Source organism: Pleomorphomonas sp. NRK KF1 (genome assembly GCF_023721755.1).
Lineage (GTDB): Bacteria > Pseudomonadota > Alphaproteobacteria > Rhizobiales > Pleomorphomonadaceae > Pleomorphomonas.
Window position 1 is genome coordinate 151,204 of the sequence record NZ_JAMDLH010000009.1, and the last position, 15,334, is coordinate 166,537.

Consider the following 15,334-nt stretch of genomic DNA (forward strand, 5'->3'; position numbering starts at 1 on the left):
CGAGATGGCCATTGCCCCTCGCACTCCCTGACGGAGCCCTCGTTGACTTCTTCCGATCGACTTCATTCCGACCGCACCCTCGTACGTGGTCGCGTGCTGAGCTTCAAGCGGCGCCCGCAGGGGGCCGGAGATACCGACGCCTACACCTATTTCGAAGACGGCATCGTCGTCATCAAGGACGGCAGAATAACGGAGGTGGCCGACGCCGGACAGATTGGGCCAAGCGATGGCGAGGGCGCCGTCCTGCACGATTTCTCCGGCAAGCTGATCCTGCCGGGCTTCATCGACACCCATATCCATTTCCCGCAAACGCAGGTGATCGCATCCTATGGCGAGCGACTGCTCGAATGGCTGACGAAGTACACCTTCCCGGCCGAGTCGCGCTATGGCGATCCGGTGTTCGCAGCGGCACAGGCGCGCTTCTTCATCGACGAGTTACTCCGGAACGGCACCACGACGGCGGTTTGCTACGGCTCGGTCCACAAGGGGTCTGCCGAAGCCCTTCTGGCCGAAAGTGAACGGCGAGGCACGGCCATGTTCGTCGGCAAAACGGCGATGGACCGCAATGCGCCGCCGGACGTGCTCGACAGCGCCCAATCGGCCTATGACGACACCGCGGCCCTGATTGCCGCCTGGCACGGTCGCGGCCGGCAGAAAGTGGTGATCACGCCGCGATTCGCCATCACCTCGACCCCCGAGCAGCTGGAAGCTCTGGGCAGCCTCGCCCAAGCCCACCCGGACTGCCTCGTCCAGACCCACCTGTCGGAAAACGCGGAGGAAATCGATACGGTCAGGCGCCTCTTTCCCGACCGTGCCGACTATCTCGACGTCTACGACCACTACGGACTCGTTGCCCCCAAGAGCCTGATGGGCCACGCGATTCACCTCACACCACGGGAGATCCGGCGCATGTCGGACAGTGGCGCCGTCGCGGTGTTCTGCCCGACCTCGAACCTGTTCATCGGCTCCGGATTGTTCGACTACAAGGGCCTCGAAGGCGGCGAGCATCCCGTTCGCATAGCGCTCGCCACCGACGTCGGCGGCGGCACCAGCTACTCGATGCTGGCGACGGCGGCCGAGGCTTACAAGGTAATGCAACTCAAGGGGCAGAAGCTGTCGGCCATCGAAGCCTTCCACCTGATGACCCGTGGCAATGCCGAGGCGATCGGCGAGCCCGAACTTGGCCGTATCGCCGCCGGCGCCCACGCCGATCTGGTGGTACTCGACACCGCCGCGACGCCGGCGATGGCGCATCGTCTTGCCGCCGGCGACTGCAATCTCGAGGAAGAGCTGTTCGTGCTCATGACGCTCGGTGGCGAGCGGAATGTGTGCGAAGTGTTCGTCGGTGGCCGACCGCAAGGCTTGCAAAAGCCCGTCGCCTGACCCTCGCCCGCAGAGTGTCAGGTGGCGTCAAACCCTTGGTTGTTTTTTCGACCCCTATAAAGAATATCTTGCCACGGGATGACGGCACAAGCTAGCATCGATGAAATCGATTGCTGAGGATGGAGTTCGCCCGGGTGTCGGAAGCCGCGCAATCCGCAGGGAGGTGCGGGTGTGTGGCTTTTTCCGGTCAGGACTCAGCGTATAGCAACGTTTCGATTTTCCCACACCGAAGTGGGAAGCTGTGACGGCAACGAACAAGATCACCGGCCAGACAAACATAAGGTCGGGCATGGGAGGGCAACTTGGCGTGTGATCTGCCGTATTCGATTCAGCTGCATTCCGCGCGGCTATTTCCGCCCGCGACGGATCACTTTCCGCACCTTGCCGCACTCGGCTACACCAACGTCGAGCCAACGGACGCCTTCTATGACGACCCCTCGGCATTGCGCGAAACGCTGGACGAAAGCGACCTCACCGCATTGAGCGGTCACTTCCCGCTGCATCTGCTCGAGGGCGCCCCGGATGCGGCCTGCCGCATCGCGGATATCCTGGGCATGCGCCTTATCGTCTGCCCCTTCCTGCCGGTCGAGTCGCGACCAGCCGTCACCGATGACTGGCGACGCTTTGGCGACCGTCTGGCGACGATCGCCCGCCTGCTGCGTTCGCGCGGCTTCGACTTTGCCTGGCACAATCACGACTACGAGTTCCGGCCACTCAGAGATGGATCCATGCCGATCCAGCACATCGCCGCCGATCCGGCCGTGCACCTTCAGGTCGACGTCGCCTGGGTGGCGCTCGCCGGCATAGATCCCCAGCCATGGCTGGAGGGCTACGCCGGCCGCATCGCCGCCGTTCATGTCAAGGATATCGCACCCCGCGGAAGCCGCGTCGAAGAGGATGGTTGGGCGGACGTCGGCTCCGGCATCATGCCCTGGCCCAAGCTTTGGAAAGCCGCCGTCGCCGCCGGCGCCTCGCTACTGGTTGCAGAACATGACAACCCCAGCGACTTCGACCGCTTCGCCCGCCGCAGCATCGAGGCCATGCGCGCCTTCGCCGAGATGACCAAGCCCGAATCGTCGCTTGCGGCAAGGTAGCGGGTGATCGCAGTGAACGGTTTGCCCTCGCACGCCCGGCGTAGCGACTTGCATACACGGCAAAGCATGTTGCCGGCGAACCGGAGTCGCACGAGCATCCGATAGGCGCTATCGTCAACGAGCTGAATTTGCGGGAAGAATGGTCGGAGTGGCGTGATTTGAACACGCGACCCCCTGCTCCCGAAGCAGGTGCGCTACCAGGCTGCGCTACACTCCGTAACCGTCGGTGGGGCGGTGTATAGCGTCCCCTCCCCGCCTCCGCAAGCCCCAAAATCACACTTGTGGATCGGGGATTCTGCTCCCGCTGACACACACAGCGAAACGCCCGGAAAGCTGGGCATCAAAGCTCAAGAGCTCCTCATTCAGTGATGCCGGCGTTGTTGCAGTCCGCCGACGTTGCGGCTATATCGAGCGGACTGCGGCCGAGGCCGCCGGATGGGGTGTCGCCAAGTGGTAAGGCAGCGGATTTTGATTCCGCCATTCGTAGGTTCGAATCCTGCCACCCCAGCCAAAATCTCCCCCATCGAAACCAGAATTTATCCAATAAAAACAACACACTAATTGACTTACCGCTTACGCATCTTGGATGGTTTTCAATTTTGTGAGATAGAAATTGGGATAGTTTCTGGGATAGGCGTTTTGGGAAATGACCATCGGGAAAGCCCCTTTTGAGAGATTGTGGCTTCGTGATGGAATATTTTTCTATCGCCGTTGGACACCAAAAGCTGTCGCCCACCTCGATACACGCAGAATCGTCAGGGCTTCACTTGGAACGGGCGATAGAGTCGAAGCAGCTCGGAAGGCGGTGGAGTTCGAGGACCGCCTTGAACAGCTCTGGGCGGCATTACTCGCGGGTGAAGGCGAAGACGCCTGGGCGCACTACAACGCCGCCGTGGAGCGAGCACGGCTTGAGGGGTTCTCATATCGCCCCTCGTCAGATCTGGCGGTAGGCGCATCCGAAGAGATCGTTCGGCGGGTGCAATCGCTGATTGATCGACCGGCCGACAAATCAGCACGGAAAGCATTGTTGGGCGGAGCGGATCGACCACAAGTCATGCTGTCCGACGTGGTCGACGAATACGCCCGGCTGATGGCTGCCGAGCATATCGGCAAGCGCCCGGAACAAATCCGGCGCTGGACGAATGCGCGGCGCCTCTCCATCAAGAACTTCATTGCCATGGTAGGTGATAAACCGATCACGGAAGTGACGCGTGATGACGCCAGGTTGTTCCAAGGCTGGTGGGCCGACCGCGTGAAGGCCGCCAATGGAGCCGGCGCCAACGCCGCGAACCAACAAATCGGGCAAGTGGCGGCAATGGTGGCCCGTGTCGCCGACGAACTTCGCGTCAACATCGGAGCTCCCTTCGCCGGCCTCACCATCCTTCAGATCAAATCGAGACGAAAGAGCTTCACGCGAGAATGGGTCGAAGGTCGGCTGCTTGCACCCGGCGCCCTCGCTGGGCTTAACAGGGATGCCCGGCTCGCATTCTACCTTGCCGTGGAAACAGGAATGGGGCCGGAAGAGATCTGCTCGCTCCGGCCGGAGGATATCCACGCTTTCGACGATGTGCCCTATGTTCACGTGGCAAGCCGAATGGGCGCCACACAGAAAACCGAGTATCGCGACCGGGTGATCCCGCTGGTTGGCGTGTCGTTAATGGCAGCACGGTTCGCCCCGAATGGGATTGAGCGCTACTTTGAGAAGAACGCCTCCCTGTCCACGGCCATTAACAAGTTCCTGCGGGAAAACAACCTGCTGCCAAGCACAGGGCACAGCCTCTATTCGCTTCGGCATAGCTTCCAGGATCGTCTCAACGACGCTCAGGCTCCAGAGAGAATGCAGGCCGACCTAATGGGTCATAAGTTTGATCGAGAAAAATACGGCCGAGGCCACACGTTGGCCGCAACGCATAAGGTCCTCAATAGAATGGCATATCACTTCGACGAGCTGGTACTGCCTCATAATCCCTAGACCTTATTGTGGCTTGGCCGCCTAGTGACACGATGTCAGACGGTGAGCAAACTTCATCCGCAGGGCACACCCTATAGATAACTGGTTCTCATCTACTCTTGGTTGCATCTTTACGCCAAGTTAACCAACAAGCGCCACATTGCTGTGTTTGAATTTCAGGAAATATACGCAACACAAAAGAGGCAACAGTGATGCCAATACTCCACACGATCGGCTACGAGGGTAGCGATATCGCCTCTTTTTTGGAGACCATTCGCGAGCTAGGTATCGAACTCCTCATCGATATCCGGGAAGTCCCTATTTCAAGGAAAAAAGGCTTCTCAAAACGGGCTCTGGCGACTCAACTAGAAGCCTGCAATATTGAATATATACACCTTAGAGGCTTGGGAGACCCCAAAGAGGGGAGAATGGCAGCGCGAAGCGGTGAGTATGACCGATTTCGTCAGATCTTCTCGGAACACATGAAGACGCCGACAGCCGAAACGGATCTGTCCGTCGCGATTGCACTTGCCGAGACAAAGGTTAGCTGCCTGCTTTGCTTTGAACGGGATCATCACCACTGTCATCGGTGTTTGGTAGCGGATGAAATGGGCGCACGTGGCGATTTCCGTATTGTTCACGCCGGAGTAAGACAAGCCAGTTTCGACCGCACACGGAGTTACGTTTGCGATGGCGGATCAACCGGAGACCTCTGGCAGTACGCGGGCAATGATATTGGTTAAAGCGTCGCCCCACGCAGGTGAACGCCACGGTGAGACCGTATGTTGTGCTGGCGTGGACATGCATGGAAATTGGCTGCGTCTTTACCCAGTATCGTTCCGACATCTAGAAGATGCCCAGCAGTTCGGGAGATGGGACCTTATAGAGTTCAACTGGCGCCTTCCAAGAGACGACGATCGAACCGAGAGCAGACGTGTGGAAGGAGACAGCATTGTTCTCTTGGGTAAGGTTTCGCCAGAAGAACGCCAAAAACTAATTGATAATTCTATAGTCGATAGTTTGCGGATTCAGAGAGAGAAGGGGCGCAGTCTAGCCCTTCTTCGCGCCGAGATTGAGGACTTCTGGTACGAAAAACGACCCGATGATGAGGTCACCGCTGAAGGGAATAAATTTGAACTAGTTCGATCGCAAGGCGATCTATTTTCAAAGCAAACCTTGGCAACATATAAGCCTTGCCCGTATCGCTTTAAGTACACATTCCGCGATCAAGAAGGAACACACGAGGGAACCTGTCAAGACTGGGAAATCGGGGCGACTTACTTCAAATGGTCTCGGACCTATGGCGAGACAGAAGCACTAGATAGAATTGTCACGAAGTTTGGTACTGAGCTACCTCAGAAAGGGATGTTCCTTGCCATGGGTACTCATTCAAGACGCCCAGATCAGTGACTAATAGTTGGAATGATACAACATAAGTCCAGCAATCAATCATCTCTTTTGCTGTAGACTAAACTGACGTTTTTACTTGTACCTCCTTCGGCTTTGGCGGCTAGCCAACCGAAAGGTTCCACCCTGGGGCTGACATCGCCACGCGGCGCAATAGAACTAACACCAAGCGTGAGCTCAGAACTGCCTAGTCCTTGAGGACAAAATCTGATTCCGATCCAGCGCTTGAGGTCGATGCAGGCGCGTTAATGTCAGTGCCAATTGTTGACGCGAAAGCACGTTCGGCCTCGAACTCCCGCCGGTTCGAAAGCACCAGCCGGGACGCCATAAAGACTTGTCCGCTATTCTCACTCTCAACCATGCCGTCATCTAGGACCACCGGTGACAGGCAATCGGCAAACTTGTTGAGCTTGCGGAACGCCCCCTCGCGCGGGTGACAGTAGAGTACCGCGCTAGGCGACATCGCGAAGACAAGGTAGGCACCGGGCACCCAAAACGGCGACCGCAGCCATTGACGATTGTCCGGGCTGCGGAACGCGACCGGATTATCAGAGGTCACGAACGGTGTCGCACATTTGTTGCGGGCAAAGATCCAGATTGAACGCCTGAACCTTTTAGCGAGCCGCTCAACTACATCCAAGTTCCATATGAGTTCTGTGTGCAGCTCTTGTACATCTATCGGCTCGCCGCCCTGGGCGCGAACCAACGCCGACAGTAGTTCGCGCGTGTCGCGCGTGCGCAGAACCTGGACTGCGAGAAAGCGTGCAACGATCCAACGATTGATGCTTGGAATTGGCACCTTGTCGAGCGGGGCCATCTGAGGCAACCATTTAAGCCACTGATCGGTAATCAGCGAGACCTCTCCTTCCATCTCCGACAGTTGCTTCTCCATTGCCAAGGGGTCATGGCCGTCAGCCTCATATTGAGTTAGGCGGTAGAATTGCTTCTCGGCGGCAACCCCTTTTGGCGGAGTCCGAAAGATGCGGTCACTTAGCTTATCCCACGCCCACAGCATACTTCGTTCGTCAACAAACCGTCGAAGATGGAACTGCGGGACATAGTGGTGGAGCTTGGGTGCGGTCACCGATTAACGCCAGAAGTTGTCATCACGCTTCCCATCCCCGACTTAGCTAGTTCCTGCATATTCCACCAAACCACAAGGTTAGTGAGCTCCTGGGATGGACGACATAGTTCCCTGAGAGACCATCGGGCTCTATCCGCCCCCTTTTAAAGGTTGAGCCTCTAGACAAGAGATCTGGTGAGGTCGCCTGTTACCAACTGCAGCACTTCCTGCGCCTTGCGATTGAGAAGTTCCGCCTCTTCATAACGACCTTGCGCATTGAGGTTGGAGGCGACGTTGTTGTAGCTCAACGCCGTATCCAGATGGGCCTCGCCGAGCGCCAAGCGCCTCAACTCAAGCGCCTTGCGGAAGAGCGGCTCCGCCTCCTCGTAGCGACCTTGATCATCAAGATTGGACGCGACGTTGTTGTAGCTCGACGCCACGGCGGGATGGGCCTCGCCGAGCGCCGCGTGCCTCAACTCAAGCGCCTTGCGGAAGAGCGGCTCCGCCTCCTCGTAGCGACCTTGCGCATTGAGGTTGGACGCGACGTTGTTGTAGCTCGACGCCACGGCGGGATGGGCCTCGCCGAGCGCCGAGCGCCTCAACTCAAGCGCCTTGCGGAAGAGCGGCTCCGCCTCCTCGTAGCGACCTTGATCATCAAGATTGGACGCGACGTTGTTGTAGCTCAACGCCGTGGAGGGGTGCCCCTCGCCGAGCACTGCACACTTCAACTCAAGCGCCTTGCGGAAGAGCGGCTCCGCTTCCTCGTAGAGCCCCCGCCCATTGAGAATAAAGGCGAGGTTGTTGTAGCTCGAAGCCGTGTCCGGATGGGCCTCGCCGAGAGCCGACCGTCTCAACTCAAGCGCCTTGCGGGAGAGCGGCTCCGCCTCATCGTAGCGCCCCTGCCCACCGAGGTTGGAGGCGAGGTTGTTGTAGCTCGACGCCGTATCCGGATGGATCTCTCCGAGCGCTGCACGCAATAGCTCAAGCGCCTTGCGGTAGTACGGCTCCGCCTCCTCATAGCGACCTTGATCATCAAGATTGGACGCGACGTTGTTGTAGCTCAACGCCGTGGAGGGGTGGCCCTCGCCGAGCACCGCACACCTCAACTCAAGCGTCTTGCGCAAGAGTGGCTCAGCCTCCTCGTAGCGACCTTGCGAATCGAGGTTGTAGGCGACGTTGTTGTAGCTCGAAGCTGTCGTGGGATGGCCCTCGCCGAACACCATACGCCTCAACTCAAGCGCCTTGCGATAGAGCGGCTCCGCCTCCTGGTAACGACCTTGCGAATTGAGATTGGAGGCGACGTTGTTGTAGCTGGTCGCGGTATCGGGATGGGCCTCGCCAAGCGCCGCACGCATCAACTCAAGCGCCTTGCCGAAGAGTGGTTCCGCCTCCTCGTAGCGACCTTGCGCATTGAGGTTTGAGGCGACGTTGTTGTAGCTCGAAGCCGTGGAGGGGTGGGCCTCGCCGAGCGACGCACGACTCAGCTCAAGTGCCTTGCGATAGAGCGGTTCTGCCTCCTCGTAGCGACCTTGCGCATTGAGAATGTAAGCGAAGTTGTTGTAGCTCGACGCCGTGGAGGGATGGACCTCGCCGAGCGCCGCACGCCTCAACTCAAGCGCCTTGCGCAAGAGAGGCTCCGCCTCCTCGTAGCGACCTTGCGCAATGAGGTTGGAGGCGACGTTGTTGTAGCACTTCGCTATATCCGGATGGGCGTCGCCGAGCGCCTCACAAAGTAATTGGCACTGTTCAGTATAAAAGGCGACGGCTTTCCCATAATCGAATTTCACCGCAGCCAACTCGGCGCGCTTCCCAAGAATGTTGGCACGGTTTTGCTTGTCGAACTTAACGGTCTCTTCGCGATCTACAATAACTTGCTTGTAGCGTCGATCAGCTTCGGCGAGGGATGCGTCAGCCCTCTCTAGAGAGAAGGCATCCCCAGAGGTCAAGGCCACGTCCGCCTCATCCAAAAGCGAGGCAATCTCAGGGGCTTCATTGGCGATCGACCGCAGGTCACCGACGCTGTCTCGCAACTCGGTCAAGCGTTGGTATGACTGCTCTAGGGAAACGGTCACTTGCTCCCGCGGAACTCGCTTTTGCAGGATATATGACAATAGTGAAATGAGATCGGTTTCAGTCGCCTGTAGCTTTTGCTGCAGAAATGAAATTTCTGGATAGGCTCGCCTGATCTCATCGACACCGCTCTCGATATTTTCTAGCTTCACCAGAGTGGTTCCGGCTGCTCTAGCAAGCTCGAACATGAGCAACGGCTCAAGCTGGCGGTAATAGGCCGCATCCTCCACGGCGGCTGTAATTCCCGCAGTCACGACATCCTTCGCGAAGCGATACGAAACTAAAGACGAGTGGGTTTCGCTGAAAAGATCGGGATTCCGTTCCCCTAGCCCTGACATGATGATGGCCACTGCACGCCCCGGAAACCCCTCGGGGCTAATGGCAGATTTTGCCAGGGCGGCGCGATCAATGATCAGCGTTTCTAGAGAATCGTTTAGAGCATCATTTGCGGCTAGTAGGTCGGACTGAACTGCAAAATTGCCGTCACCGCCAGAAATGAGATGGCTGTACTGGGCCAATATCTCCTTTTGGATTCGGGCTCGCACTCGCTTGCACTCTGGCCCGAATTTCTCCCTTCGTCCTAAAACAAAACCAATCAGGGCAGCCGCTCCAACAGACGCTTCGATGGCGCCTGATGGTGGGGCACCGAGCGCAACAGCTGCCGACCCCACACAAACCGCCGCGACCTTATCCAGCCCAGTCTCAAAAAAGCTCATGACACGATCTCGCCATCGGCTTCGCGAGATCAAAGCTAAAAGACTCAACCAAAACTGGAAAGCGTAAAGTTACTCTGTGAGTTACCCTAAGCGTATCGTTTTCAGGCGCCTAATCCTGCACCCCCAGCTTCCAATTTTGCCTGCTCCGCCCTCTTCCTTGCCGCCAGCCTTCTCGCCCTCCCAAGCGCGTCCTGCTTGGCCTGTGCAGCCTCCACCTCCCTCTCAAGTCGTTCGAAAATCGGCACATACAATGCCGCTTCCTCGTCGTCGCAGTACGACATGATGACGGCGAGGCCGTCGCGGGCTTCGATCAGTTCGGTGAGGGAGACGCTCATGCTGCCTCCCGGAAATAGCCGTCGCGGGTGAAGCGGTCGCGAAGGTGGCGGGCTTGTTTGGCGGCGGACTTGGAGATGGCCAGATCGTCGAGGGCGTCTTCGAGCATGGGGGCGAAGAGCAGATAGGCGCGGTGCATCGCCGAGCCCTCGACGAGTATCAGCTGGCCGCTGTCGTGCAGATCGCGAATGATGATCATCAACGCGAGCGCCCATTTTGCCGCGGAGGCGCCCCGCCACTCGTCGAACAGGGTATCGGCAAGGCGATCAATGCGGCGCGCCAGTTTGGCCGCCCTCGGCGCCTGGGTCAACGACATCCCGGACATGCCGGGCCTTCGCCTCAAGGTCGAATCCATCGACGGCTTCACGGCTCGCAAGGCGCAGGCGAGCGCGGTGCGCGACATCCCGCTCGGCCGCCGCGTCGCGGCGCTGTCGCCGGAGGATGCCGACCTCGTCGAAACCGAGGTGCTCCTCGCCATCCTTCACGATTGGGACGGCCTCGACGAGGACGACGGCGGCGCCATTGCCTACTCGCCGACCAAGGCGCGCGAACTCTTGACCGATCCGGACTTTGAGCCGCTCCGGAGCGCCGTTCGCATGGCGGCGGCGATCGTCAAGGAGGTCGGCAAGCTCGGCACCGAGGACGCGGTAAAAAACTGAGTGACGCGCTCGCCTGGCATCTCGAATGGGGCGGGCGCGAAGAGTTCCTGATCGAGCTCGCCGAGGACAAGATCGAAGCCGGAGAGCCGCCGCCGAAGGCTCTCCTCGAAAGGCCGGAGATCGCGCCGGGGCTTCAACTCTACCTCGACGCCTTCATGGATCTCGATCAGGACCGGCCGACCGGCTTTGGCGGCATCGGGGCCATTCCCTTCACATCCATCGACACTTACGCCCGGCGCATCGGGCTCGACGCGCCGGACGACTTCCGCCTGTTCATGACGCTGATCCGCCGCATGGACGCCGTCTTGCTCGACGACTTCCGCCGTCGCCATCCTCCGGAGAAATGACCAATGGTTGCTCTGTCGCAGATCCGGCGGCTGACGGTCGAAGCGCGCTCGGATGGCGTCGACAAGGTCGCCCGCGATCTTCAGACGGTCGCCGACGGACAGCGCGCCGTCGCCGAAACCGGCGCCCTTATGGCGGCGAACGAGGACAAGGTGAGCCGGTCGACGCTGTCGGTCGAGCGGCAGCTTTAGCGCCTTCAGGGGCGCGTCGACCCGCTGTTCCGGGCGACGCGGGAACTTGATTCCAGCATGCGCCTCCTCGATCGCGCCATGGCGCAAGGATCGATCACCGAAGCCGAACACGCCCGCGTGCTCGGCCTCGTCCAGACGCAGTACGAGCGGACGGCGCTCGCGGCCAAGAACCGGGCGACGATCGAGGCGAGCGCCCGCTCGGCGACCGGATCGGCTCTGGTCACTGGCGCCGGCCGCTCGGTCGACTATCGGAACCTGTCGTTCCAGATCAACGACATCATCACCATGGGGATGATGGGGGCGAACCCGAGCCAGATCATCGCCTCGCAGAGCGGCCAGATCTTCCAGTCGCTCCAGATGGCCAAGGGCGGCGTCGTTGGCGGTCTCCGGGAGATCGGCTCGGACCTCGTCTCGCTGGTCGGCCGGTTCCCGTTGGTGACGGCGGGCGCGCTCGCCGCCGGTGCGGCCATGACGGCCTTCTATGCCGCGACCCGCAACGGCATGCCGACTGCCGAGCAGGCCCTGGAGCGTCACGCCGAACTCATCAAGAAGATCGGTGATCAGTACCGGCAGTCGGGCGCGGCGCTCGACGACATGACGCTGAACGCGCCCGATGGCGTCCTCGCCGCCTACGCCAAACAGAACGAAGTCGTTCTCCGTGCCCGCTACAACGAGGCGGCGCGCGATCTTGCCATGGCAAACCGGCCCATGACGGGTATCGCGGCGGCGAACGACGTGATGCACAGGAGCGCCCTGGCGGCGCCGGTGGACGCGCTGATGGCCTCGGTTCGGGCTGGCAAGCCCGACGTCCTGGCCTTCCAGCGGGCGATATCGGAGATCTACCTCAACCCCGAGACGCCGGTGCGCGTTCGCAACCTCGCCATGGAACTCCTCAAGAGTTCCGAAAGCGCCTCTCAACTCGCCCTCATGCTGCCGCAGGCGGCGCAGGCGATTGATGCCGCCTCGCGGCGCGCCGACGTTCTCGCGGCGAAGATGCAGGCCTTCCCCGAGGCGCTGAAGGCGCTCGCCGATCTCGGCCGCGCTGATACCACGGCCTACGCTGCGATCGACCAGCGGGCCGCCCTGGCGATGGCGAACGCGACCAATCGCGATGAGCGCGAGGACGTCTCGGCCGCGCGCGCGGCGGCGATCGGCGAACTCAACCGGCAACTTGAAGTCACCCGTCAGCTCGACGAACTCGGAACCCGCGCCGTTCTCGCCCGAACCGTCGCCGAGAAAGCCGAGATTGCCGCCATGCAGGCGCGCCTTCAGGCGATCCGGCAATATGGCGCCGCCGGTGCCGATCTGCCGGAGACCCGGCAGGCGGAGGCCAGCGCGCGGGCACAGGTCGCGGCCGACGCGCTGTCGTCGGCCCGGCGGACGCTCGAAGGCGCTCAGACGTCGGCGGCACAGGTCGGCCTCGTCGGACTGCCGGCACAGATCGCCGCCATCAATGCGCGGTATGCCGAGACCATCCGGGACGCCACCGGCGCCGCCGAGGCGGTCGAACGGCTGGAGCGGGCGCGGCGGTTGGAGATCGAGACGGCGACGCGTTCGGCGACAGTTCAGCCGTTGCAGGAAGCTGCCCGCTCGGCCGACGAGCTTGAGCGGTCGCTGGCGCTGTCGCAGGCCACCTTCGGCCGCTCGGTCGGCGAGACCGCCGGTCTCAACGAACAGATGCGCCTCTATAACCAGTATGTCCGGGCCGGGGTGGAGATCACGCCGCAGCTCGCCAGCCAGATCGCCGCCGCCGGCAATCGCTATGGAGATCTCGCCGGCAAGATCGATCAGGTGAACAAGGCGCAATCGGACGCCATCGGCCGCATGGACGGCTTCCGCTCGGCGAGCAAGTCGGCAATCGCCAGCCTGATCAATGGCGACTGGTCGAGCGCGCTGTCGAGCTTCAGTAGCTTCTTTGTCGATCAGATCTCGACGCAGTTGACGCAAGGCCTCCTAGGTCGTGATGGCGAGGCCGGAGGCGGGTTGTTCGGCGGTTCGGTAATGGGGCTCCTCGGCGGCGGCGCGCGCGGCGCCTCGGCGAGCAATCCCGTCTATGTGACCTTCGGCGGCGGCGGCCTATCCTCGCTGTTCGGCGGTAAGGGGACGGCAGATGACCTCTGGTCGCAAGTGCTGCCGTCGCGCGCCGCCAACACCAACGGCTTCGGCATCATCGGTGGCACCGACGCTCTCTCGATCTATCGCAAGGCACTCGCGGAGATCGAGAGCGGCGGCAACTACGGCGCGCTCGGCCCTCTAACCCGAAACGGCGATCGGGCCTATGGCGCCTATCAGGTGATGGGCGCCAACGTTCCGAGCTGGACCAAGGCGACGCTCGGCTACTCGATGACGCCGCAACAGTTCCTCGGCAACCCGCAAGCGCAAGACGCCGTCTTCAACCGCTACTTCGGCTCCTATCTGTCGAAGTTCGGCAACGCCAACGACGCGGCGTCGATGTGGTTCACCGGCCGGCCGCTGGCCTCTGGCGCTGGGCTTGCCGATATCACCGGCACCACAGGCAGCGTCTACGTCGACCGGTTCAACCAAGCACTCGGGCGGGCGACGAGCGGTCTGGAAGGCTTCGCTTCCAAGGCGACGAACGGCGGCAACCAGCTCGGGCAAGGCGGGAACTATCCGGCAAGCCTGCCGCTCACCCCGTCGCAAGCGGCCATGATGCCAGCCGGCGTGTCGCCCTATGGTACCGGCTGGGCGAACCAGCAGTTATCGGGACTGTCGGGCGTGTTCGAGCAGTTGACCGGCGGGCTCGGTAGCCTCGTCGACAACTTCCTTCCGGGCTTCGGCAACGTTCTTTCGATGCTGCTCAACGGCCTAGGGAGTGGCGGCGGCTCCGGCTTGTTCGGGCTGTTCGGTGGGTTGTTCGGCGGCGGTTGGGGGCTGTCTGGTCAGGGCGCCGCCTTCGGTCTCTACGCCAATGGCGGCGTGCCTCCTGACGGGATCTTCTGCCGGGCCTCTATCGCTTCCGGGTGCAATCGGTCGCCTCGCTCGGCGGTCTGCGCTCGCAATGGCTGGAAACCCCCGCGCTGTTGATCTCCAGCGTCAACGCGCCACCTGATGATGTCGACGGCTTCGGCATTGCCGTGCTCGGCGATCTCTCCACGCTGTCATGGCGGGCGGTCGCCTCGCTCAACCTGTCGCACTACCTGGTGCGCTATACCCCGGCCACGGCTGGCGCGACATGGGGGAGCGCGGCGGTGCTGTTGCCGCATGTGACCAGCACAAGCGCCCAAGTGCCGACTCGGCCGGGAACCTATCTCATCAAGGCGGTGAGCACGCAGGGTGTCGAAAGCCTGGCGGCAGCGCTGATTGTCTCGACGGTGGAAGGAGCGACACGCAACGTCGTCGATGTGATCACTGAGGATCCCGCCTGGACGGGGCACCACGACGGCACCTATGCCGCAGGCGGCGCCTTGCGGCTCGACAGCGTCGACACGCTGGCTGACTGGTCGACGCTCGGCGCGGTGATGAGCATCGCCCTCGGCATCAATGGCATCCGCCCCTCGGGCATCTACACGAGCGAAACCGTCCTGGATCTCGGCGAGGTCTACACCTCGCGCGTCACCCCGGAGATCATTGCCTATGGCGACAACCTCGCCAACACGATCGGGTCATGGGCGCGCCTCGGCGACGTCGAGAGCCTGTCCGGCGCGGGCTCGACCCTCTGGGGGGCGGCGATGGAGATCCGCACCACCAACGACGATCCCGAGGCCGACCCCGTCTGGAGTGAGTGGCGGCAAGCGGCGACTGGCGACATGGTCGCCCGCGCCTACCGTACGCGGCTGGTGCTGACGAGCGGCGCCCCATCCATCACGCCGGTGGTGAGCCGGGCGCGGCTCCTGGTCGACATGCCCGACCGCATCGTCAGCGGCAATGATCTCGCCGTGCCGATCGAAGGCCTGAGGGTGGAGTTCGCGCCGCCCTACAAGCGCCTGACCGGGTTGTCGGTGTCAGCGCAGGGCATGGCGACGGGCGACTACTACGAACTGACCGACAAAGGGGAAGGCGGCTTCTCGATCGCCTTCCGGGACGCCAGCGGCGCGGCCGTGGCGCGAACCTTCGACTATGTGGCTGCCGGCTACGGGCGGGCAGCTTAGAACCTGAGGTGAT

The 15,334-nt window shown here is 61.4% G+C and carries 14 protein-coding genes and 2 tRNA genes; 11 read left to right on the plus strand and 5 right to left on the minus strand.

What is annotated here, in order from left to right; translation table 11 throughout:
• The first annotated feature begins 42 nt into the window (after positions 1 to 42).
• Both guaD and M4J39_RS20225 read left to right on the plus strand, forming a co-directional pair.
• Positions 43 to 1,383, plus strand: a complete 1,341-nt coding sequence (gene guaD, locus M4J39_RS20220) for a guanine deaminase (protein ID WP_251730295.1) — start codon at positions 43 to 45, stop codon at positions 1,381 to 1,383.
• Between the two features lie 302 nt (positions 1,384 to 1,685).
• Positions 1,686 to 2,477, plus strand: coding sequence for a sugar phosphate isomerase/epimerase (locus tag M4J39_RS20225; RefSeq protein WP_251730296.1), 792 nt, complete (start codon positions 1,686 to 1,688; stop codon positions 2,475 to 2,477).
• Between the two features lie 140 nt (positions 2,478 to 2,617).
• On the opposite strand, the gene M4J39_RS20230 is transcribed toward M4J39_RS20225, so the two are convergent.
• Positions 2,618 to 2,694, minus strand: a tRNA-Pro gene (locus tag M4J39_RS20230).
• Positions 2,695 to 2,913: 219 nt separating this feature from the next.
• On the opposite strand from M4J39_RS20230, the gene M4J39_RS20235 reads away from it, so the two are divergent.
• The 4 genes from M4J39_RS20235 (at position 2,914) to M4J39_RS20250 (ending at position 5,838) form a co-directional block, all read left to right on the plus strand.
• A tRNA-Gln gene (locus M4J39_RS20235) sits at positions 2,914 to 2,988 on the plus strand.
• A 135-nt stretch (positions 2,989 to 3,123) separates the two neighbouring features.
• Positions 3,124 to 4,449: a DUF6538 domain-containing protein gene (locus tag M4J39_RS20240; RefSeq protein WP_251730297.1), complete on the plus strand. Its 1,326-nt coding sequence runs from the start codon at positions 3,124 to 3,126 to the stop codon at positions 4,447 to 4,449.
• A 191-nt stretch (positions 4,450 to 4,640) separates the two neighbouring features.
• Positions 4,641 to 5,171 (plus strand): DUF488 family protein, encoded by a 531-nt coding sequence (locus M4J39_RS20245; protein WP_251730298.1) that lies wholly within the window; start codon positions 4,641 to 4,643, stop codon positions 5,169 to 5,171.
• Positions 5,172 to 5,388: 217 nt separating this feature from the next.
• Positions 5,389 to 5,838 (plus strand): hypothetical protein, encoded by a 450-nt coding sequence (locus M4J39_RS20250; protein ID WP_251730299.1) that lies wholly within the window; start codon positions 5,389 to 5,391, stop codon positions 5,836 to 5,838.
• A gap of 184 nt (positions 5,839 to 6,022) precedes the next feature.
• Here M4J39_RS20250 and M4J39_RS20255 read toward each other — a convergent pair whose 3' ends face one another.
• The 4 genes from M4J39_RS20255 to M4J39_RS20270 all read right to left on the minus strand — a co-directional run bounded on the left by M4J39_RS20255 (position 6,023) and on the right by M4J39_RS20270 (position 10,342).
• On the minus strand, positions 6,023 to 6,919 hold the full coding sequence (locus M4J39_RS20255) for a DUF4238 domain-containing protein (RefSeq protein WP_251730300.1): 897 nt from the start codon (positions 6,917 to 6,919) through the stop codon (positions 6,023 to 6,025).
• Between the two features lie 158 nt (positions 6,920 to 7,077).
• Entirely contained in the window at positions 7,078 to 9,684 is a 2,607-nt protein-coding gene (locus tag M4J39_RS20260) for a tetratricopeptide repeat protein (protein ID WP_251730301.1), read from the minus strand.
• A gap of 101 nt (positions 9,685 to 9,785) precedes the next feature.
• Positions 9,786 to 10,019 carry a hypothetical protein gene (locus M4J39_RS20265; protein ID WP_251730302.1) on the minus strand — a complete coding sequence of 78 codons (234 nt, stop codon included), beginning with the start codon at positions 10,017 to 10,019 and terminating at the stop codon, positions 9,786 to 9,788.
• Positions 10,016 to 10,342 carry a hypothetical protein gene (locus tag M4J39_RS20270; RefSeq protein WP_251730303.1) on the minus strand — a complete coding sequence of 109 codons (327 nt, stop codon included), beginning with the start codon at positions 10,340 to 10,342 and terminating at the stop codon, positions 10,016 to 10,018. Before M4J39_RS20270 ends, M4J39_RS20265 begins: the two co-directional genes overlap by 4 nt.
• Here M4J39_RS20270 and M4J39_RS20275 point away from each other — a divergent pair.
• From M4J39_RS20275 to M4J39_RS20295, 5 genes are all read left to right on the plus strand, one after another.
• Positions 10,341 to 10,676: a hypothetical protein gene (locus tag M4J39_RS20275; protein ID WP_251730304.1), complete on the plus strand. Its 336-nt coding sequence runs from the start codon at positions 10,341 to 10,343 to the stop codon at positions 10,674 to 10,676. The two genes, M4J39_RS20270 and M4J39_RS20275, sit on opposite strands and share 2 nt — an antisense overlap.
• 155 nt (positions 10,677 to 10,831) lie before the next feature.
• Entirely contained in the window at positions 10,832 to 11,023 is a 192-nt protein-coding gene (locus M4J39_RS20280; protein WP_251730305.1) for a hypothetical protein, read from the plus strand.
• Between the two features lie 3 nt (positions 11,024 to 11,026).
• Positions 11,027 to 11,212 (plus strand): hypothetical protein, encoded by a 186-nt coding sequence (locus M4J39_RS20285; protein WP_251730306.1) that lies wholly within the window; start codon positions 11,027 to 11,029, stop codon positions 11,210 to 11,212.
• Between the two features lie 57 nt (positions 11,213 to 11,269).
• Complete coding sequence (locus tag M4J39_RS20290; RefSeq protein ID WP_251730307.1) at positions 11,270 to 14,257, plus strand: phage tail length tape measure family protein; 2,988 nt, start codon at positions 11,270 to 11,272, stop codon at positions 14,255 to 14,257.
• A complete protein-coding gene (locus M4J39_RS20295; RefSeq protein ID WP_251730308.1) occupies positions 14,254 to 15,321 on the plus strand; it encodes a hypothetical protein in 1,068 nt (355 codons plus the stop codon). Before M4J39_RS20290 ends, M4J39_RS20295 begins: the two co-directional genes overlap by 4 nt.
• Positions 15,322 to 15,334 lie beyond the last annotated feature (13 nt).

Bases quoted from the DNA above. Each gene is read 5' to 3' on its own strand.
- M4J39_RS20240 (WP_251730297.1), top strand. From the start codon at position 3,124: ATGACCATCGGGAAAGCCCCTTTTGAGAGATTGTGGCTTCGTGATGGA.
- M4J39_RS20245 (WP_251730298.1), top strand. From the start codon at position 4,641: ATGCCAATACTCCACACGATCGGCTACGAGGGTAGCGATATCGCCTCT.
- M4J39_RS20260 (WP_251730301.1), bottom strand. From the start codon at position 9,684: ATGAGCTTTTTTGAGACTGGGCTGGATAAGGTCGCGGCGGTTTGTGTG.
- M4J39_RS20265 (WP_251730302.1), bottom strand. From the start codon at position 10,019: ATGAGCGTCTCCCTCACCGAACTGATCGAAGCCCGCGACGGCCTCGCC.
- M4J39_RS20275 (WP_251730304.1), top strand. From the start codon at position 10,341: ATGCCGGGCCTTCGCCTCAAGGTCGAATCCATCGACGGCTTCACGGCT.
- M4J39_RS20270 (WP_251730303.1), bottom strand. From the start codon at position 10,342: ATGTCCGGGATGTCGTTGACCCAGGCGCCGAGGGCGGCCAAACTGGCG.
- M4J39_RS20280 (WP_251730305.1), top strand. From the start codon at position 10,832: ATGGATCTCGATCAGGACCGGCCGACCGGCTTTGGCGGCATCGGGGCC.
- M4J39_RS20285 (WP_251730306.1), top strand. From the start codon at position 11,027: ATGGTTGCTCTGTCGCAGATCCGGCGGCTGACGGTCGAAGCGCGCTCG.
- M4J39_RS20290 (WP_251730307.1), top strand. From the start codon at position 11,270: ATGCGCCTCCTCGATCGCGCCATGGCGCAAGGATCGATCACCGAAGCC.